Annotated in this window: 17 protein-coding genes and 1 pseudogene; 9 read left to right on the top strand and 9 right to left on the bottom strand. The window is 69.2% G+C overall.

Annotation, left to right across the window (positions count from 1 at the left end; translation table 11 throughout):
- Positions 1 to 15 precede the first annotated feature (15 nt).
- From F6X38_RS12605 to F6X38_RS12625, 5 genes are all read left to right on the top strand, one after another.
- Positions 16 to 549, top strand: a complete 534-nt coding sequence (locus F6X38_RS12605; protein ID WP_202617975.1) for a 2Fe-2S iron-sulfur cluster-binding protein — start codon at positions 16 to 18, stop codon at positions 547 to 549.
- Complete coding sequence (locus tag F6X38_RS12610; protein ID WP_150970181.1) at positions 546 to 1,541, top strand: FAD binding domain-containing protein; 996 nt, start codon at positions 546 to 548, stop codon at positions 1,539 to 1,541. The genes F6X38_RS12605 and F6X38_RS12610 overlap by 4 nt, the downstream gene beginning before the upstream one ends.
- Positions 1,538 to 3,784 (top strand): xanthine dehydrogenase family protein molybdopterin-binding subunit, encoded by a 2,247-nt coding sequence (locus tag F6X38_RS12615; protein WP_150970182.1) that lies wholly within the window; start codon positions 1,538 to 1,540, stop codon positions 3,782 to 3,784. Before F6X38_RS12610 ends, F6X38_RS12615 begins: the two co-directional genes overlap by 4 nt.
- 117 nt (positions 3,785 to 3,901) lie before the next feature.
- Entirely contained in the window at positions 3,902 to 4,915 is a 1,014-nt protein-coding gene (locus F6X38_RS12620) for an adenosine kinase (protein WP_150970183.1), read from the top strand.
- Positions 4,916 to 4,999: 84 nt separating this feature from the next.
- Positions 5,000 to 6,139, top strand: a complete 1,140-nt coding sequence (locus F6X38_RS12625; RefSeq protein ID WP_150970184.1) for a PQQ-dependent sugar dehydrogenase — start codon at positions 5,000 to 5,002, stop codon at positions 6,137 to 6,139.
- On the opposite strand, the pseudogene F6X38_RS12630 reads toward F6X38_RS12625, so the two are convergent.
- A pseudogene (locus F6X38_RS12630) lies at positions 6,136 to 7,038 on the bottom strand (YifB family Mg chelatase-like AAA ATPase); the annotation flags it as partial. The gene F6X38_RS12625 and the pseudogene F6X38_RS12630 overlap by 4 nt on opposite strands.
- Before the next feature lie 37 nt (positions 7,039 to 7,075).
- Between F6X38_RS12630 and F6X38_RS12635 the strand changes: the two are divergent.
- The gene (locus tag F6X38_RS12635; protein WP_425482853.1) at positions 7,076 to 8,761 is read left to right on the top strand and encodes a recombinase family protein; all 1,686 of its coding nucleotides are present in this window, start codon (positions 7,076 to 7,078) and stop codon (positions 8,759 to 8,761) included.
- Between the two features lie 113 nt (positions 8,762 to 8,874).
- Here F6X38_RS12635 and F6X38_RS12640 read toward each other — a convergent pair whose 3' ends face one another.
- Complete coding sequence (locus tag F6X38_RS12640) at positions 8,875 to 10,206, bottom strand: DNA cytosine methyltransferase (protein WP_019994354.1); 1,332 nt, start codon at positions 10,204 to 10,206, stop codon at positions 8,875 to 8,877.
- Between the two features lie 204 nt (positions 10,207 to 10,410).
- On the opposite strand from F6X38_RS12640, the gene F6X38_RS12645 reads away from it, so the two are divergent.
- The 3 genes from F6X38_RS12645 to F6X38_RS12655 all read left to right on the top strand — a co-directional run bounded on the left by F6X38_RS12645 (position 10,411) and on the right by F6X38_RS12655 (position 12,947).
- A complete protein-coding gene (locus F6X38_RS12645) occupies positions 10,411 to 11,028 on the top strand; it encodes a hypothetical protein (RefSeq protein WP_150970186.1) in 618 nt (205 codons plus the stop codon).
- Position 11,029: 1 nt separating this feature from the next.
- Positions 11,030 to 12,112, top strand: coding sequence for a helix-turn-helix domain-containing protein (locus F6X38_RS12650; protein WP_150970187.1), 1,083 nt, complete (start codon positions 11,030 to 11,032; stop codon positions 12,110 to 12,112).
- Between the two features lie 271 nt (positions 12,113 to 12,383).
- Positions 12,384 to 12,947, top strand: coding sequence for a recombinase family protein (locus tag F6X38_RS12655; protein ID WP_150970188.1), 564 nt, complete (start codon positions 12,384 to 12,386; stop codon positions 12,945 to 12,947).
- Between the two features lie 74 nt (positions 12,948 to 13,021).
- Here the strand turns inward: F6X38_RS12655 and F6X38_RS12660 are convergent, their stop codons facing one another.
- The 7 genes from F6X38_RS12660 to F6X38_RS12690 are packed head-to-tail and all read right to left on the bottom strand — an operon-like array spanning position 13,022 to position 18,538.
- Complete coding sequence (locus F6X38_RS12660; protein WP_150970189.1) at positions 13,022 to 13,675, bottom strand: DsbA family protein; 654 nt, start codon at positions 13,673 to 13,675, stop codon at positions 13,022 to 13,024.
- On the bottom strand, positions 13,672 to 14,142 hold the full coding sequence (locus F6X38_RS12665; protein WP_150970190.1) for a disulfide bond formation protein B: 471 nt from the start codon (positions 14,140 to 14,142) through the stop codon (positions 13,672 to 13,674). The genes F6X38_RS12660 and F6X38_RS12665 overlap by 4 nt, the downstream gene beginning before the upstream one ends.
- The gene (locus tag F6X38_RS12670; RefSeq protein ID WP_246191321.1) at positions 14,123 to 14,827 is read right to left on the bottom strand and encodes an SCO family protein; all 705 of its coding nucleotides are present in this window, start codon (positions 14,825 to 14,827) and stop codon (positions 14,123 to 14,125) included. The genes F6X38_RS12665 and F6X38_RS12670 overlap by 20 nt, the downstream gene beginning before the upstream one ends.
- Positions 14,824 to 15,312 (bottom strand): copper chaperone PCu(A)C, encoded by a 489-nt coding sequence (locus F6X38_RS12675; protein WP_150970191.1) that lies wholly within the window; start codon positions 15,310 to 15,312, stop codon positions 14,824 to 14,826. Before F6X38_RS12675 ends, F6X38_RS12670 begins: the two co-directional genes overlap by 4 nt.
- On the bottom strand, positions 15,309 to 15,752 hold the full coding sequence (locus F6X38_RS12680) for a DUF411 domain-containing protein (protein WP_150970192.1): 444 nt from the start codon (positions 15,750 to 15,752) through the stop codon (positions 15,309 to 15,311). Before F6X38_RS12680 ends, F6X38_RS12675 begins: the two co-directional genes overlap by 4 nt.
- 21 nt (positions 15,753 to 15,773) lie before the next feature.
- Positions 15,774 to 16,370, bottom strand: a complete 597-nt coding sequence (locus F6X38_RS12685) for a methyltransferase family protein (protein ID WP_161992741.1) — start codon at positions 16,368 to 16,370, stop codon at positions 15,774 to 15,776.
- Entirely contained in the window at positions 16,367 to 18,538 is a 2,172-nt protein-coding gene (locus tag F6X38_RS12690; protein ID WP_150970194.1) for a heavy metal translocating P-type ATPase, read from the bottom strand. The genes F6X38_RS12685 and F6X38_RS12690 overlap by 4 nt, the downstream gene beginning before the upstream one ends.

The raw sequence follows: 18,538 nt of genomic DNA on the forward strand, positions 1-18,538 counted from the left end.
GGGAAGGGAGCGCGTGTGACCCGGCTCAACGTCAACGGCGAGATCCACGAGGTCGATCTCGACATCCGCACCACCCTGCTCGATGCGTTGCGCGAGCATATCGGCCTCACCGGCTCGAAGAAGGGCTGCGACCACGGGCAGTGCGGCGCCTGCACGATCCTCGTCAACGGCCGGCGCATCAACAGCTGCCTTTCCCTCGCGGTGATGCACGAGGACGACGAGATCCTGACCATCGAAGGGCTCGGCAAGCCCGGCAAGCTGCACCCGATGCAGCAGGCTTTCCTGGAGCACGACGGCTACCAATGCGGTTATTGCACGCCCGGGCAGATCGTCTCCGCCGTCGGCATGCTCGGCGAGGTGGCGGACGGCTGGGCGAGCCATGCCTCCGCCGACATCAACGCCGCGCCGACGCTGTCGGAGGCGGAAGTGTCGGAACGGATGAGCGGCAATCTCTGCCGCTGCTCGGCCTATCCCAACATCGTCGACGCTATCCGCGAGGCGGCGCCCGCGGTCGAGGTCGGCAAGACGGACGAAAGGCGCGCGGCATGAGGAGCTTCGACTACGTCCGCGCCGCGAACCCCACTGAGGCCGCAATCGCGGCGAAGGGCGCGACCGCCCGCTTCATCGCCGGCGGCACCAACCTCCTCGACCTGATGAAGCTGCAGGTGGAGGTGCCGGATACGCTCGTCGACATCTCCCGGCTGCCGCTGAAGGACGTGACGGCCAACGGCGACGGGTTGAAGATCGGCGCGCTGGTGACGAACAGCGACCTCGCCGCGAACGCGCGCATCCGGAAGGATTACGAGGTTCTGGCACGGGCGCTGCTCGCGGGCGCGTCCGGCCAGCTTCGCAACAAGGCCTCGACCGGCGGCAACTTCCTCCAGCGCACGCGCTGCGGCTACTTCTACGAGCCGTCGGCGCGCTGCAACAAGCGCGAGCCCGGCTCGGGTTGCGACGCGATCGGCGGCTTCAACCGCATCCACGCCATCCTCGGCGCGTCCGAGCACTGCATCGCGACGCATCCGTCCGACATGGCGGTGGCGATGCGCGCCCTCAACGCCGAGGTCGAGACGGTGAAGGCCGATGGCTCGACCCGGCGGTTCGATGTGGCGGAACTCCACCGGCTTCCCGGCTCGACGCCGGAAGTCGAGACGAGCCTCGAACCCGGCGAACTGATCACGGCGGTGCATCTCCCCGCCCCGCTCGGCGGGCGGCAGATCTACAGAAAGGTACGCGACCGCGCATCCTACGCCTTCGCGCTGATCTCGGTGGCGGCGGTGGTGAAAGTGGAGTCTGGCCGGATCAAAACGGCGCGGCTCGCCTTCGGCGGCGTCGCACATGTCCCGTGGCGCGACGAGGCGGTGGAACAGACGCTGATCGACGAAGCGCCGTCCGAGGCGCTGTTCGAGAAGGCCGCCGACATCCTCCTGAGCCAAGCGAAGGGCCAGGGCGACAACGATTTCAAGATCGAGCTGATGCGGCGCACCCTGCCGGCGGTGCTGGCCGAGGTGACGGGCATCGCAGCGGGAGGTGCGGCATGAGCCTTTCCAACACGTATAAGATGGACAGGCCGGTCGGCGAGACGCGGCTCGACCGCAACGGCCAAAATGTCATCGGCCGGGCGCTGCCCCGCTTCGAGGGGCCGCTGAAGGTCTCCGGCACCGCGAAATACGCCTACGAGCAGCTCGTCGGCCGGAACGTCGCGTACGGCTATCTCGTCACCGCGCCGGTCGGATCGGCGAAGATCAGGCGCATCGATCCGTTGGCGGCCTTGTCGATGAAGGGCGTCCTTCACGTCGTGGTGGACGACCGCGCCGCGCGAGCCTCGGCCGACCCGAGCGATTCGAAGCCGAGCGCGATCAAGGGCACCGTCAGCTACCACGGCCAGCCGGTCTGCATGGTGGTGGCGGAATCCTACGAGATCGCCCGCGACGCGGCCCGCCTCGTCGAGGTGGAGTACGAGACGACGGAGGGGAGCTACGACCTTTTCGCCGTCAAGGACGAGGCCTACGATCCCGGCGAGCAGGTGATGCCCTCGACGGTGCGGAAGGGTGACGTCGACAGGGCCTTCGCCGCGGCGGAGGCGCAGTTCGAGGCGACCTATACGACGCCGAGCCAGAACTCCTCCGCCATGGAGCCGCACGCCTCCATCGCCTCCTGGAACGGCGACCAGTTGACGGTCTACGGCTCGTACCAGCTCGTCTCCACCAATGTCGGGCAACTCGCGGCCGCGCTCGGCATCGCGAAGTCGAACGTGCGGATCGTTTCGCCTTACGTCGGCGGCGGCTTCGGCTCGAAGCTCGGCATCGCGCCGGAATCGGTTTTCGCGGCGCTCGGCGCGAAGGCGGTCGGGCGGCCGGTCAAGGTGGCGCTCACCCGGAGCCAAGTCTACCAGACGACGGTGCGGCGGCCCGACACGATCCAGCGCATCCGCATTGGCACGACGAAAGCCGGCAAGATCACGGCCATCGCGCACGACACGATCTCCGGCAACCTGCCGGAGCAGAATGTCTTCGAGCCGGCCGGCATCTCCACGGTCTTCCTTTACGCCGGCGAGAACCGGCAGATCACGCACCGGAAATCCGATGTGAACATCGTGCTCGGGGCTTCCATGCGCGCGCCCGGCGAGGCGGTCGGCATGCTGGCGCTGGAAAACGCCATGGACGAGATGGCGGAAAAGCTCGGGCTCGATCCGATCGAATTCCGGAAAGCCAACGAGCCGGAAGTCGACCCGCAGGACGGGCTGCCGTTCTCGTCGCGCAAGCTCGTCGAGTGCATGGACGAGGGTGCGAAGCGCTTCGGTTGGGCGGATCGCCCGGAAACCCCGATGAGCCGGCGGGAAGGCGAATGGCTGATCGGCATCGGCATGGCGGCGGCGTCCCGCAAGAACCTCCTCCAGCAGTCGTCGGCGCGGGTGACGCTCCACCCGGACGGTACGGCGCTGGTGGAAACCGACATGACGGACATCGGCACCGGCACCTACACGATCCTCCAGCAGATCGCGGCCGAGATGCTGGGGCTGCCGGTGGAGAAGGTGGCGGTCAAGCTCGGCGACTCGGCGCTGCCGCAGGCGGCCGGCTCGGGCGGCTCCTGGGGCGCGAACTCGTCCGGCTCGTCGGTGTTCGCGGCCTGCGAGGGCGTCGTCGCGGAGATCGCGAAACGCCTCGGCGAGAAGCCGGACGACGTGACGCTGAAGGACGGCACGGTGATCGCCGGCAACCGGCAGCGCCTCGTCGGCGAGATCGTCGGAACCAAGCCGATCGTGGTCGAGGGCACGTTCAAGCCGGGACGGCAGTTCAAGGAAACGCATCAGGCGAGCTACGGCGCGCATTTCTGCGAGGTGGCCGTCAATGCCGTGACCGGCGAGACGCGCGTGCGGCGGCTCCTCACCGTCGCGGCGACAGGGCGCATCCTCAACGAGAAGACAGCGACGTCGCAGTGCTACGGCGGGCAGATCTTCGGCATCGGCGGGGCGCTGCACGAGGAACTGGTCGTCGACACGCGCACCGGCCTTCTCGTCAACCACGACCTCGCCGAGTACCACGTGCCGGTGAACGCCGACGTGCCACAGCTTGAGGTCGTGCTGCTGCCGGACCGCGACCTCGCGGCCTCGCCGCTCGCGGCCAAGGGCATCGGCGAGCTGGCGCTGTCCGGCGTCGGCGCGGCGGTCACCAACGCGATCTACAACGCCACCGGCGTCCGGGTGCGCGACTATCCGATGACGCTCGACAAGGTGCTGGCGGGCTGGGCGGCCAACCGGCGGGCGGCGAAGCCGGCTGCCTGACGGCAAGCATCGTCTCGCAAGCAAGCGGCGGCGGCGAGCCGCCCTTTCCGCGCCGGGACTCGCCATCCGCGACGGCACCCGCTATGCGGCGCGAAAGGGCCAAGAGGGGCAGCGCGCATGGCAGCGGCGGATATCGACGTTCTGACGATCGGCAACGCGATCGTCGACATCATCGCGCAGGTGCCCGAAGAATTCCTGGCGCATCACGATGTCACTAAGGGCGCGATGACCCTGATCGACACGGCCCGCGCCACCGCCCTCTACGACACGATGGGGCCGGCGGTGGAGACCTCCGGCGGCTCGGCCGGCAACACGGTGGCCGGCGTCGTCTCGCTCGGCGGTCGCGGGGCCTATATCGGCAAGGTGTCGAGCGACACGCTCGGCACGGTGTTCACGGCCGACATCCGGGCGCAGAAGGTCGTCTACGAGACGAGGCCGCTCGCTGGCGAGCCGCCGACCGCGCGCTCGATGATCCTGGTGACGCCGGACGGCGAGCGCTCGATGTCGACCTATCTCGGCGCCTGCGTCGAGCTCGGTCCCGAGGACGTCGACGCCGCCTTGGTCGCGAGCGCGAAGGTGACCTATTTCGAGGGCTACCTCTGGGATCCGCCGCGCGCCAAGGACGCGATCCGCCTCGCCGCCCGGATCGCGCACGAGCACGGCCGCGAGGTCGCGATGACCCTGTCGGACTCGTTCTGCGTTCACCGCTACCGCGCCGAGTTCCTCGATCTCATGCGCTCGGGCACCGTCGACATCGTCTTCGCCAACGAGGCGGAAGCGCTGGCGCTCTACGAGACGGACGACCTCGACGAGGCGATCCGCCGGATCGGCGAGGACACTCACCGCATCGCCTGCGTGACGCGCTCGGAAAAGGGCTGCGCCGTGGTGGAGAAGGGGACGCGGATCGACGTCGTCGCGACGCCGGTCCGGCAACTGCTCGACACGACCGGCGCCGGCGACCTCTTCGCCAGCGGCTTCTTGCGCGGCTACACCGCCAACCTCTCGAACGAGGATGCGGCGAAGCTCGGCACGATCGCCGCGGCGCACATCATCGAGCAGATCGGCCCGCGACCGCAGCAGCGCCTCGCCCTCCTGCCTGCCGCGGCGGAGATCCTCGCCCGCATCCGATGACGCCCCGATCACGGTTGCGCCAAGGGGCTTTCCGGTAGCCGCTTCTCGACCGACTTGTCGGGCACGGTTTCGGAGGAGACGCCCATGCGACGCCTGACCCTGATGCTCGCCCTCGCCACAGGCGCGCTGCCGCTGCCCGCGCTGGCGGCGGACGAAACGGTGCGGAGCGAGGCCGGCCTCTTGCGCGTTTCGACGATCACCGACGACCTGACGCGCCCCTGGGCGTTCGAATTCCTCCCCGACGGCGCGATGCTGGTGACGGAAAAGGGCGGGACGATGCGGATCGTCTCCGCGAACGGCGAAGTCGGCGAGGCGATCGCCGGCGTGCCGGAGGTCGACTCCGGCGGCCAGGGCGGCCTCCTCGACGTGGCGCTCGACCCGGACTTCGCGGCCAACCGCACGATCTACTTCACCTATTCGGAAGCCGGCGACGGCGGCAACTCCACCGCGATCGGCAAGGCGAAGCTGGCGAACGACGGATCGAAGCTCGAAGACGTCGGCAAGATCTTCACGCAACTGCCGAAATACGACGGCAACAAGCATTTCGGCTCGCGCATCGTCTTCGACCGGGAGGGCCACCTCTTCGCCGGTTTCGGCGAGCGCTCGGACGTGCCGATCCGCGAGAATGCGCAGAAGCTCGACAACCACCTCGGTAAGGTGATCCGGATCAACCGCGACGGTTCGGTGCCGAAGGACAATCCCTTCGTCGGGCAAAGCGGGGCGAGGCCGGAAATCTGGAGCTACGGCCACCGCAACATCCAGGGAGCGGCGCTGAACCCGGAGACCGGCGCCCTCTGGGTCTCCGAGCACGGCCCGAAAGGCGGCGACGAGGTGAACGTCGCGGAGGCGGGCAGGAACTACGGCTGGCCGCTCGTCTCCTTCGGCGTCAACTACGACGGAACGCCGGTCGGCACGGGCAAACAGTCGGGCGAAGGCCTGACGCAACCGATCCACCACTGGACGCCGGTGATCGGGGCCAGCGGCATGGCGTTCTACACCGCCGACGCCGCGCCCGGCTGGAAGGGCAGCGCCTTCTTCGGCGGCTTGGCGACGCGCGACCTCGTGCGGGTGAAGTTCGAGGGCACGAAGCCGGTCGGCGAGGAACGGCTGCTGGACGGCATAGGCAAGCGCATCCGCGACGTGCAGCAGGGTCCGGACGGCGCGATCTACGTCGCCACCGACGACGGCGAGATCATGCGGGTCGGGCCGGCGAAGGCCGCTTAAGCCACCGCCTGCAGCCGCTCGCCGGCGATGCGGTAGGAGATGGCTTCGGCGAGGTGGACGCGGCGGACGGTCTCGTCGCCTTCGAGGTCGGCGAGCGTGCGGGCGACCTTCAGGATGCGGTGATAGCCGCGTGCCGAGAAGCGTAGCTTCTCCGCCGCCTCGCGCAGCAGCCGCGCGCCGGACTCGTCCGGGGTGGCGACGGTCTCGATGAGGGCGGCGGAACAGCGGGCGTTGACAGTGTCCGGCGGCAGGCCGGCCGCCTCGAAGCGAGCGGATTGCATCGCTCTCGCCCGCGAGACGCGGCTCGCGACGGCGGCGGAGCTTTCCGTGGAGCTTGGCTTCATCAGGTCGAAGGCGGTGACGGCCGGCACCTCGATCCGGATATCGATGCGGTCCATCAGCGGGCCGGAGATGCGCGCCTGATAGTCCGATACGCAGCGCGGTCCGCGGGCGCAGGTGTGACCCGGCTCGCCCGCCATGCCGCAGCGGCACGGGTTCATCGCCGCGACGAGCTGGAAGTCGGCCGGATAGCTGACATGGTGGTTCGCCCGCGCGATCACGCTGGTGCCGTTCTCCATCGGCTGGCGGAGCGAATCGAGGACGGCCGGGGTGAATTCCGGGAACTCGTCGAGGAACAGGACGCCGCGATGCGCCAGCGACACCTCGCCGGGCTTCGCCTTCAGCCCGCCGCCGACCATCGCCGCCATCGAGGCCGAATGGTGCGGCGAGCGGAACGGCCGGCGGTCGGTCAGCCGGCCGCCGGACAGCTCGCCGGCGATCGAGGCGATCATCGAGACTTCGAGAAGCTCGCGAGGGCCGAGCGCCGGCAGGATCGACGGCAGCCGCGCCGCCAGCATCGACTTGCCGGAACCGGGCGGCCCGACGAAGAGCAAGGTGTGCTACATTAACAGCATCGAACCCGACGGACGGTTACCGATGCCCAAGGCTTTCAGCTACATACGCTTCTCGTCGCCGGAGCAGGCACGCGGCGACTCACTCCGTCGTCAGCTATCTAGGGCGAGGGACTGGTGCCAGGCTCGCGGGCTGGAGTTGGACGACAGCCTCCGGGACCTGGGCATATCCGCGTACAAGGGCGCTCACCGGGACATCGGCGCCCTCAAGCGATTCCTTGCTTTGGTTGAGGCGGGGGAGGTCCCGCACGGCTCGTACTTAGTGGTCGAGTCCTTGGACCGTCTGTCCCGAGAGGCTGTTCTGGATGCCGCGGCGCGGCTGTTCGACCTGATCCGCGCGGGAGTCATTGTTGTGACTCTCTCCGACGGTCAGGTCTACTCCGAGGAGCGCCTGCGCACGGACTGGACGCCGCTGATCGTGTCGATCGCAGTGATGGCTCGCGCCCACGAGGAGTCCCGGACGAAGGGAGAGCGAGTTGGGGCCGCCTGGGCAAGGAAGAAGGCCGCGGCACGCGATGAGGGCCGGCCCCTCACGCTGCGCTGTCCCGAGTGGATCGCGATCGAGGACGGCAAGTTCGTCCTCCGCGAGGACCGCGCCGAGATCGTGCGCAGCATCTACCACATGGCGATCGAGGGCTACGGGCAACGGCAGATCGTATCTCGGCTCAACGCGGCCGGAACCCCGACATGGCGAGGCGGCATCGGCTGGCAGACGTCCACCGTCGCCAAGATTTTGGGCGGACGCCTCGCGCTCGGCGAGTACCAGCCGCATTCGGGCACCCACCGCGGCGGCAACCGCCAGCCCGAGGGCAACCCAATCAGGGGCTACTACCCCGCCGTCGTGGACGAGGAGACCTACTGGCGGGCCCGGCAGGCATCGAAGGGCCGCCGCATCGCAGCCGGTCGACGGGGACGCGGCGTCGCTCACCTTCTCCTCGGGCTTGGCAAGTGCGCCCGCTGCGGCGGGTCCATGTACGTGATCGACAAGGGACCGCCACCGAAGGGCGGGACGTACTTCGAGTGCGCCACGCAACGGCGCGGCGCGGGGTGCGAGAACGGCACGAGGTGGCGTGCCGACCGCATCGAACGCCGCCTCCTCCGGGGGCTGGCCTACCTCGACGCAGGGGCGGTCCTCCGCGGCGCGCAGCCCACCGCCGAGGCCGATCGCGTGACCATCCTCGGCGCTCGCCTCGCCGAGGTCGAGGGCCGCCGCAAGCGCCTCCTCGGACTGGTCGAGGACGGGGACGACGGGGCGGCCGACCGCTACCGGGCGCTCGGCGAGGAGGCCAAGACCATCCAGCGCGAGCTCCGCGAGGCCGAGAAGGCCGCCGCGACGGCCGCCGCCGACCCCGGCCTACGCGCCCGTCTCGGCGAGGCCGTGGACCTGTCACGGGCGATGGAGGAAGCGGAGGGCGACGACCGGCACGCGATCAGGACGCGTCTCGCCGAACAGCTTCGCCAACTTGTGGCCGAGGTTCGATTCGATCCCGACTTGGGGGTGCTCGCGTACCTCACCCCGCGGCCGGGCGTCCCCGCCGAGGACGTGCCCGCGATCGTCGGCGCCCGCCACATGCTGGCTTGGCAGATGTGGCTCAACGACGACACGGACCCGTCCGGGTTCGTCGGCATGGATGACACACCCGACCCCGACGAGGAGACCCGCAACCTCCGTACCCTTGCGAAGATGCGCGGGCGGAGAGCGTCGGCGTAGCCGGCGCGACCCGCCCGCACCCGGCAACGCCCCTGCGAGGGGCGTGAACCCCTCCCCGCGGGGAGGGGTGGAGCTGGTCCGAAGGACCGGGTGGGGGTTCGGCGACCCGGGCCCTACTCGGCCGCTTCGAGGAATGCCGCCGACGCCGGAACGCGGACAGGCGCGCCGAGCGGGCGGCGCGGGACAGGCGTGCGCAGCTTCTCAAGCCTTGCCTCGGCCCGAGCCTTGCGCTTCGCGGCAACCTCCGCGCGCCACTTGGCATGCGAGCGCAATGCGCGCCGCAGGTCCGACTTCGCGTTCGTCGACAGCGTCGAGAAACCTTCGGCGCGCTCCAGGAGCGCCAGCTCGGCGTCGAGGTCCGCAAGGATTCGACCGCCCAACAGCTTCCGTGCCTGCTTCAGGTGCAGCCGCCGGTTCCGAAGGGACTGCCCGGTAAGACCCCTGCGACCCTTCTGGAGCCAGGCGTCGAATGCCTTCTCCGTCGTCGGGATCGACTCGCCCCGTTCGCGTGCGAGGATTACCCGCCCGACTGCCTCCGCCAACGGAGGGGGGACCGCGTTGGCGATCATCAACATCCTCTGCCTGGTCGCCGGGATGTCGAGCCAGTCCCAGTCCGCGGGGAAGCCCTGGATGCGGGAAAGGACATCCATCGGCAGCGGGTCGACGAGTGCCGACGGCGCCATGTCGCGCTCGTGGTCCGTGTACCAGTTCTGCGGTCCCTCATGCGCACTGCGCAGGAGCGTTGGGCACGGGAGGTCGATCGACCGGACGCCCGAATGCCCTGTGTAGGGCCGCATGAAGAATGCGCGGGCCTCTGGCGGATGGTCCCCGCCCGGGTGAACGCCCACGTCGTCGCCGAGGGCATCGCGGATCGACATGCGACGGGGAGAGGCGGCCTCGGCGATGGCCGACGTGAGGAAGCCGTCGGCCTCCCCGAGCCTTCCCACGGCGAAGAATCTTTTGCGCATCTGCGGCGTGCCGTAGCGGCTGCCGTCGAGTACGACTTCCGTCAGTCCGTAGCCGGCCTTGACGAACAGGGCGCGCGCCTTCGCGTACGTCTTCGTTTTCCGGGCGCGGGGAACGTTCTCCATGACGAACCACGCGGGCCTCGCGGTGATGATCGCCACGGCGAAGCCGAGCGTCAGGGACGCGTTGCGTCCCTCCTGACGCTTGCCGGCCGAGGAGAAGTCCTGGCACGGCGGGCCGCCGACGATGATGTCGGGCTCCAGGGCGGCGATGGTGGGCGCCATCGTCAGGAGGTCCGCAAGGTCCGCCTTCCGGTGGCGGTCGCGCTTGAAAAGCCGATCGAGCGGCCGGCGGAGGTTCGCGCCGTGGACCCTCAGGGCCTTCTCGTTCGCGTCGTACCCCTGGACGATCTGGAAGCCAGCCCGTGTCAGACCGAGGGACATGCCCCCGGCACCGCAGAAGAGATCGATTGCCCGCATTGGTTCGCTGTCACGTTGTTGCTCGTGACGGTTGCGTACTGCATCGACGGTTCGATTTCGGTCAAGGAATCAGGTGAACGGCAGGTGACCAACGTCTGGAGACCTGCGTCCCGGCCAGCCCATCCCGAATAGGAACTGAATAAAAAAACTTGAATTTGCAAATCTTGGCGTTACCCTCCCCGACAGTCGACAACGGGAACAGCCATGGACCACGATCCAGAGCATACCGTCCGAGCAACGCTCGAACCTCACCACTCCAAGATCCGGGGTGCCATCCTCGACGGCTTCGCCGAGGTACAAGCCGTCGACCAGTATCGACGGGAGAACGATCTTGGTCCTCGCCTCTACCCTCGCACTGTCACGAATGACATCTTCGACGCGGTCGCCCGCCGCGCCTCGTCAACGTTCGTCGGCGTCCCCGGCGTCCGCGTGCTGCACGAGACGCAGACCGTGAAGTTCTGCTTTGACGACAAGGTGCTCCTGCGCTTCAAGAAGGGCGACGAGTCCCATCTCGGTCGAAACATTCAGACGCAGGCGTCGCTGGCCTTCGTCGATCCCCAGCAAGACCTCCCGGGCATGCCATCCGAAGCGGTGAAGGTGGAGGTGCTGTATGAGACGAACGTGATCGGCAACGAGATCGAGAAGGTCCTCGTCGTCGCACGCGACGGGAACCGTCTCCTGTGGTTTTACGAGATCGGTGACGACGCCGACTCCGCTACGGGGACGGTGATCCCCTTGCCGTTGGCGCCCGCCCCGGACGACGACGACATGTCCATGGTGAAGCCGAAGGTCGGCCCGAAGAAGGCCGACAGGAAAGAATGAAATGGCCACTTTCGGTGACCTGGTGCGCTTGGCGCGCCACCTGCGGGGACTGACTCAGCAGTCCGCCGCCGACCGTCTGGGCGTTGCCCAGGCGGTCTTCTCTCGGATCGAGAACGACCTCATCGACCCGGACGACGACATGCGTTCGGGCGTCGCGCGGGCGTTCGACCTCCCGCGCGAGTTCTTCTCGATCACCGACACCGTGTACGGCCCCCCTGTCAGCGTCCACACGATGTTCCGCGGCAAGAAGTCGGAACTCACCCGCCGTGACGTCGACATGATCACGGCCGAACTGAATGTCCGACTGTTCCACCTGCGCACCTTTCTGGAGAGTGTGGAGTTCGAACCCGTCAGTCAGTTGCCCGTCCTCGACGTGGAGCAGTACGGCTCCGTGGAGCGGATCGCGTCGCTCGTTCGTGCGCACTGGAAGATGCCGGGCGGGCCCGTCAAGAACCTGACCCGGCTTGCCGAACGCGCCGGCGTGATCGTCGGCGAGTCCGACTTTCAGGGAGCCTCCGTCAGCGGCGTGACGTTCGCGGCGCCGGGCCGGCCGCCGATCATCCTCCTCAACCGGGACCATCCGGCGGATCGCCTTCGTTTTACGCTCGCCCACGAACTCGGCCACTTGGTCATGCACCGCTTCCCGACGCCGGAGATGGAGGACGAGGCGAACAAGTTCGCTTCGGCGTTCCTGCTGCCCCCGGACGAGATGCGGGAGGTCTTCCGCGGGCGGAAGGTGACCCTTGAACTCCTCGCCGCCCTCAAGCCGGAGTGGCGCGTCTCGATGCAATCTCTCCTGCTGGCTGCGAAGGCGGCCGGGGCCGTCTCGTCCAACCAGGAGCGGTATCTCTGGACCCAGATCAGCACGAGAGGATGGCGCGTCCGCGAGCCGGCGAGCCTCGACTTCGCGGCCGACCGCCCGACGGTGCTCCCCTCCATCCTGCGGTCGCACATTACGGACCTTGGTTTCCGTCCGGCGGAGCTCGTCGACATGAGCCGCGTCGGCGACGAGGTCTTCGGACGCTTCTACGGTCCGCTTGACGACGACCGTCCGGCACGTCCGCGTCTGCGGATCGTGAACTGATCCTACCCGCCCGACCGCGACGTTGACACACAGGCTCCGGGGCACCTTCGGCGCCTGTTTAGGGGCGCGGCGCCCCTCCGCCTGCTCCGCTGCGCTGCGGCCCCGTGCCGGGGCTGGACAACGGCCCACCCGGCCTGCCGTCGCGCCTTTCGGAAACCCCTTGCGGTATGCGCCGCCAGCGAAAGAGGATTGTGAAAGGCCGAACGCTCGACGCGACCGCACCCTGCCGATCGCATGCGGAAACGGCCGTTTGCGAAAGGCTTCCCGTACCATGCTCCTCGGCTACGCCCGCGTGTCCACCGCCGACGACCAGTCCACCGCCTCCCAGGCCCGCGCGCTGCGCGAGGCAGGGTGCCAGCGCATCTTCGAGGAGGTCGCGTCCGGCGGGCGCTGGGACCGGCCGGAACTCCAGCGGCTGCTCGACCACCTGCGGCCAGGCGATACCCTCGTCGTGTGGAAACTGGACCGCTTGTCGCGATCGTTGCGCGATGCCCTCATCGTCATGGAGAAGGTCGAGGCGGCCGGGGCGGGCTTCCGATCCCTGACAGAAGCCATTGATACGGCCACGGCGGCCGGCCGGATGATGATGCACATGCTGGGTGCCTTCGCCGAGTTCGAGCGTGGCATGATCAAGGAGCGGACCGCCGCCGGTCTCCGTCAAGCCCGGGCCGAGGGGCGCGTCGGCGGCCGACGCTCGAAACTCTCCGCCGCCCAGCGACACGAGGTGGCAGAGAGCGTCCTCACGGGACGCAAGACGGCCGCGGACATGGCAAGGCTCTACGGCGTGAGCCAGCCCACGATCAGTCGGATCGTGGCCGATGCACGATCACCCTGAACGTCTGCCTTCACCGCGCCCGAAGTGCCGTCGAGGGGATGGAGAGGCGCCCGAACGTTGTAGGCCGTCCGAACTCAGCTATCCGCCGTCGACCTTTCGATCTCGGCGACGATCGCTTCGTAGAGAGGTTGTGGTCCGAACGCGGACGGCTCCTTCCCGTTGACGAAGAAGGTCGGCGTTCTCTGGATGCCGACGGCTTCGAGGTCCGCGACATCGCGTTCGAGGACGGCCGTCACTTCCGGCAGCGTGGCATCTCGTCGGGCAAGGTCGAGGTCGATGCCTGTTGTGCCAGCGATCTCCCATGCCTTCGCGATGTCGGGCGCGCCGTGGATCGCCCATTCCGGTTGCCGCTCGAACAGGCGGTCGAGAACCGCCTCGAACCTGTCCTGCCGCCGTGCAGCCTCCAGGATGCGCACCGCCTCGTCCGAGCCTTCGTGGAGCGGCGTGTAGCGCAGCACCAACCGGAGGTCGTCGGGGTGCCGGGACATGATCTGCCCGAGGATGGGATGGAAGGCGCGGCAGGCCTCGCAGGAGGGATCGAAGAACTCGACCAGCGTGACCGGCGCCGCGGCCGGCCCGATGACGGGCGAGTGGGGACGCACGAGGCGGTCACCTTCCGCCGAGAGCGGGGCGGCTTCCGGGCGTCTGCTTCGATACCAAACCGCTCCACCGCCGAAGGCGAGGAAGGCGGCGGCGGCGGTGGACGCGACGAAGGCCCGGCGGTTCATGCGCGCTTCCTGTCGAAGGGGATGGTAAGGAGAAGCGAGATCGCGGCGAAGGCCGCGAGGGACAGGAACGGCAGCGGAAGGATGCCGAGGATCGTCATGTCGGCGCTCGCGCAGGACGGACCCGCCCCGCAAGGTTCGATGGTCTCGGGCACGATCCCGGCATAGAGAAGGCCGTGGAATGCGGCGACCGCGAACCCGGCGACCGCGAGCGGCAGCGCGTAGGGCTGCACGCCCCAGTCGCCCCGGAAGGCGGCGATGCCGAGCAGGACGGCCAACGGGAACATCGCGACGCGCTGGTACCAGCACAGGACGCATGGCACCTGTCCCATCACCTCGCCGACGAAGAGCGCGCCGAGCGTCGCAACGAGTGCGACGACCCATGCTCCGTGCAAAGGTGCTAAGCGGCGGGCTGGTGTGCCGCGCATGCCGACGGGCAGTTTCGCCCCGTCAACCGTTTGTGCCGACATCGGCCGTCTCCACTTCGTTATGGCTACCCGCTTCGGCCGTGCGTCCACCTCGGTCCAAGGTGGCTGCGTCCCCGCCTGAACGTGCGAGGAGGCGCTCCACCTTCTCCCGCCGCACCTCCATGTCCTCGTGCATGTCCAGCGTGCCGACGAAGCCGCCGTCGTGGTCGTAGAGGTAGACGCCGGCGGAGTGATCGATCGTGTAGTCGCCGCTCTCCGTCGGCACCTTCTTGCGGTAGGCCCTGAACGTGGAGAAGGCGCGTTCGACCTCCGCCACCGGCCCCGTCAGACCGACGATCATCGGGTCGAACGATTGGAGGTAGGCGTTCAGGACCTCCGGCGTGTCCCGCTCTGGGTCCCCGCTGATGAGCACGACCTGGAGACCGTCGGAGCGAGGGCCGAGGTCCGCAAGGAGGACCGACAGTTCGCCCAGCGTCGTCGGGCAGATATCGGGGCAGTGCGTGAAGCCGAAGAAAACGGCGACGGGCTTGCCGCGGAAGTCGGACCACGTCCGCGGCTTGCCGTCTTCGTCGACCAAGGCGAACTCGCCGCCGATCGGGACAGCCGCCGAGGTTCCGGCGGCGGGTGCCGACACGCCGCCCGGAAGCGTCCATGCCACGCCGACGAGGGCGCCCGCAGCCACTACGACCGCGCCCCAAAGCGCGATCCGAACGGTGCGCAGGTTCACGGCTGGTGTCCTTCGTGAGAGGGGGCAGCCGCAGCGGCGCCGAAGCCCTCGACCGAGAAGCGGACCGGCACGGTTCCGGCACGCTCGAACACGAGGGTACCGTCGAACGCCTGGCCCTTCACGATCGGCTCCTTGAGGTCGAGCAGCATGAAGTGGGTGCCGCCCGAGGCGAGCGTGACGGTCGCACCCGGCTCCAGCACGACCCCGTCCTCGACGCGGCGCATGCGCGCGACGCCGTCCTCGACCGTGGAGGCATGGACCTCGAAGCGGCCGGCGACGGTCGCCGAGCCGCCGACCAGACGGTCAGGCTCCGTCCCGTCGTTGCGGATCGAGACGTAGCCGACGCCGACCTTCGCGCCCGGCGGCGTCGGCCGAGACGAGGGGTGGTCGATCGTCAGGTCCCCGGCCTTGAACTCGTGCGCCGCGGCGGGCCTGAGGAGGGCGAGACAGGCGACGGCGGCCGCCGCCAGCGTCGAAGCCTTCACTTCGGGTACCTCGCGAAGACCGTGGACGTGCCGTCGCGGGCGACGAGGAGCACCTCGTAGGGCTCGTCGCTAGTCCCCATGCCGGGGCTGCCCGCGGGCATGTCGGGAACGGCGAGGCCGACCGCGTCCGGGCGCTCGGCGAGGAGGCGCTTCACCTCGGCCGCCGGGACGTGGCCCTCGACGACGTAGCCGCCGACGAAACCCGTGTGGCACAAGGTCTGCCCGGGCTTCAGTCCGGCACCCGTCTTCTTGGCATATAGGTCGGCCATGGCGAGGTTCTCGTTCGTGACCTCGAACCCCGCCTCCTCCAGGTGCTTGATCCAGCCGATGCAGCAGCCGCACCCCGACGTCGAGAACACGTCGACGGTCTCCGCCGCGAGCGCGGGTACGGAAAGGAGCGCGAAGGCTCCGGCGATGATCGTCGTCCGTCTGCGTCCCATGAGGGTCATCCCTGTTCCATGTCAGATCCAGCGCCGCACGGCGCTTCGGTATGCGGTATAGGCCGGGCCGAAGGAGCGTTCGAGGAAGCGCTCCTCGTCCCGCACCTGAACCTCGCAGGCGATCCAGAAGGCGAGCGCGCAACCGATCACCGCCGGGGACGGCACGGCGACCGCAAGGCCGGATGCCATCGCGAGCATCCCGAGGAACACGGGGTTGCGGCTGAGGCCAAATAAACCCGTCGTGACCAAGGCATCGGGCGCCTCGTCGGGGATGCCGACCCGCCAGCGTCGGCCCATCTCGCTCCGGGCCACGACCGTCAGGACCTGCCCTGCGACGGCCAGCGCCAGCCCGGCCAGACGGACGGCGGAGGCCTCTCCCGCGAGCGGTGCGAACGAGGCCGACGCGCTTCCCGCGGCATGGAGTCCGAGGGACACGAAGCCGCCGACGACGGCAGCGGCGAACAGGATGCGGGCCAGCGTCTGTCGGATGCCGAAACCGTAGGCCCGCCTGCCGATCTCCCGGGACGTTCGGCGGGTGGCGAGCGCGAGCCACGCCACGGTGATCGCCAACACGATCGCCGGCCCGACGCGGAGGATGTCGTCGACGGCATCGCTCACCGAGGCCTCCAGCCGAGGAGCCGCATGGCGTTGGCGGTCACGAGCACGGTCGCGCCCGTGTCGGCGAGGATCGCCGGCCAGAGGCCCGTGATGCCGAGGACGGTGGTCACGAGGAACACCGCCTTCAGCCCGAGGGCGATCGCGATGTTCGCCCGGATGTTGCCCATGGTCGCCTTCGACAGCGCGATCATGTCCGGAACGTCGCGGACGCGCCCGTGCAGCACCGCCGCGTCCGCCGTCTCAAGTGCCACGTCCGTGCCGCCGCCCATGGCGATGCCGATGTCGGCCGCCGCCAGCGCCGGGGCGTCGTTGATGCCGTCCCCGACCTTGGCGACCTTGAACCCCTCCGACTGAAGCTCGCGCACGATGCGCTGCTTGTCCTGCGGCAGGAGTTCGGCGCGTGCCTCGATGCCGAGGCTGGCCGCGACGGCCTCGGCTGTCGTGCGGTTGTCGCCCGTCAGCATGACCGCGCGGATGCCGTCCGCCTTCATGGCGGCGAGGGCATCGCGCGCGTCCGGCCGTGCCTCGTCGCGCATGGCGATGTAGCCCGCGACGCCGACGCGGGAGAGCACGACCGACACGGTCTTGCCCTCGGCGTTCAGCGCGGCGATCGCGGCCGCGTGCTCGTCGCCGAGTGGCACGCGGCGCCCGGCGGCCTGTGGGGAGCCGAGGAACACGGGTTCGCCGCCGACCTTGCCCTCGACACCCTCACCGGGGACGGCGTTCGCGTCGAACGCGGGAGGCACCGGAGCCTTGTCTGTCTTGACGCGGTCGAGGATGGCGAGTGCCAGCGGGTGGCTCGACCCCTTCTCCAGCGCGGCCGCGAGCGACAGGACGTCCCGTGCCGAGCGCCCGACCGCGACCACGTCGGTGACGACGGGCTTGCCTGCCGTCAGCGTTCCCGTCTTGTCGAAGGCGACGGCGGTGATCTTGCCGAGCGTCTCCAGCACCACGCCGCCCTTCATCAGGAGGCCGCGGCGCGCTCCCGCGGAGAGGCCTGCGGCGATGGCCGCGGGCGTCGAGATGACGAGCGCGCAGGGGCAGCCGATCAGGAGGATGGCGAGGCCCTTGTAGATCCACTCGTTCCAGTCCGCCCCGACGATGAGCGGCGGCACGACGGCGACGAGGAAGCCGACCACGAGGACGGCCGGCGTGTAGACCTTCGAGAAGCGGTCGATGAAGCGCTCGGTCGGCGACTTCGATTCCTGCGCCTCCTCCACGAGGCGGACGACGCGGGCGATCGTGTTGTCGGCGGCCGCCGCCGTGACCCTCACGCGCAGGACCGAACCCGCGTTGACCGTCCCGGCGAAGACGGGATCGCCGACGGCCTTGCGCTTCGGGACGCTCTCGCCTGTGACCGGCGCCTCGTCGACCTCGCCCGCTCCCTCAACGACCGAGCCGTCGGCCGGGATGCGGTCGCCGGGGCGCACGAGGATGGTGGCGCCGACCGCGAGGCTCTCCGCGGGCGCCTCGGTCGTCTGGCCGTCCTTCTCGACGAGCGCCGTCTTCGGCACAAGGGAGAACAGGCCCTGGATGCTCGCCCGGGCACGGCTGGCAGCCAGCCCCTCCAGCATCTCCCCGACGAGGAACAGGAGGACGACGGTCGCCGCCTCCTCCTCAGCCCCGATGAAGACGGCGCCGATGGCGGCGATCGACATCAGCGTCTCGATCGAGAAGGGCGTGCCGAACCGAGCTGCGGTGATCGCTCGCCAAGCGACGGGGACGAGGCCGACGGCCAGCGCGGCGAGGAACGCCGGACGCTCCAGCGAGGGCGCGAGGTGGCCAAGGACGTAGGCCACGAGCAGCGCCCCGCCGCAGGCTGCCGTCAGCCGGGCCTTCTTCGTGCGCCACCAAGGCAAGCCCGCCTCGGCGGGGTCGTCATGCGCATGGCCCGCATGGTCGTGGTCACCATGGTCGTGCTGCCCGTCCGATGCCGGGTTCGCTTCGTCCGCGTTCTCGGCTCCGTAGCCGAGGTTCCGGACCTGCCGCGTCACCGCGGCGACATCGAAGCCGGCCGCATGCCGGACCTTCACCGCGCCCGTGGACACGGACACGGCAACGTCCTCAACACCCGGCAGTCGCCGGATCGCGGTGTCGACCTTGTTGCCGCAGGCCGCGCAGTCCATGCCCGTCACCCTGAAGCGGCTCTCGTTCGCCACCGTGCTCAT

The organism is Plantimonas leprariae (assembly GCF_008802405.1).
Taxonomy (GTDB): domain Bacteria; phylum Pseudomonadota; class Alphaproteobacteria; order Rhizobiales; family Rhizobiaceae; genus Plantimonas; species Plantimonas leprariae.

Coding starts and splice junctions, on each gene's coding strand:
- F6X38_RS12625 (WP_150970184.1), top strand. CDS start 5,000: ATGCGACGCCTGACCCTGATGCTCGCCCTCGCCACAGGCGCGCTGCCG.
- F6X38_RS12640 (WP_019994354.1), bottom strand. CDS start 10,206: ATGCGGGCAATCGATCTCTTCTGCGGTGCCGGGGGCATGTCCCTCGGT.
- F6X38_RS12610 (WP_150970181.1), top strand. CDS start 546: ATGAGGAGCTTCGACTACGTCCGCGCCGCGAACCCCACTGAGGCCGCA.
- F6X38_RS12660 (WP_150970189.1), bottom strand. CDS start 13,675: ATGAACCGCCGGGCCTTCGTCGCGTCCACCGCCGCCGCCGCCTTCCTC.
- F6X38_RS12620 (WP_150970183.1), top strand. CDS start 3,902: ATGGCAGCGGCGGATATCGACGTTCTGACGATCGGCAACGCGATCGTC.
- F6X38_RS12665 (WP_150970190.1), bottom strand. CDS start 14,142: ATGTCGGCACAAACGGTTGACGGGGCGAAACTGCCCGTCGGCATGCGC.
- F6X38_RS12635 (WP_425482853.1), top strand. CDS start 7,076: ATGCCCAAGGCTTTCAGCTACATACGCTTCTCGTCGCCGGAGCAGGCA.
- F6X38_RS12650 (WP_150970187.1), top strand. CDS start 11,030: ATGGCCACTTTCGGTGACCTGGTGCGCTTGGCGCGCCACCTGCGGGGA.
- F6X38_RS12680 (WP_150970192.1), bottom strand. CDS start 15,752: ATGGGACGCAGACGGACGACGATCATCGCCGGAGCCTTCGCGCTCCTT.
- F6X38_RS12615 (WP_150970182.1), top strand. CDS start 1,538: ATGAGCCTTTCCAACACGTATAAGATGGACAGGCCGGTCGGCGAGACG.
- F6X38_RS12690 (WP_150970194.1), bottom strand. CDS start 18,538: ATGAGCACGGTGGCGAACGAGAGCCGCTTCAGGGTGACGGGCATGGAC.
- F6X38_RS12655 (WP_150970188.1), top strand. CDS start 12,384: ATGCTCCTCGGCTACGCCCGCGTGTCCACCGCCGACGACCAGTCCACC.
- F6X38_RS12645 (WP_150970186.1), top strand. CDS start 10,411: ATGGACCACGATCCAGAGCATACCGTCCGAGCAACGCTCGAACCTCAC.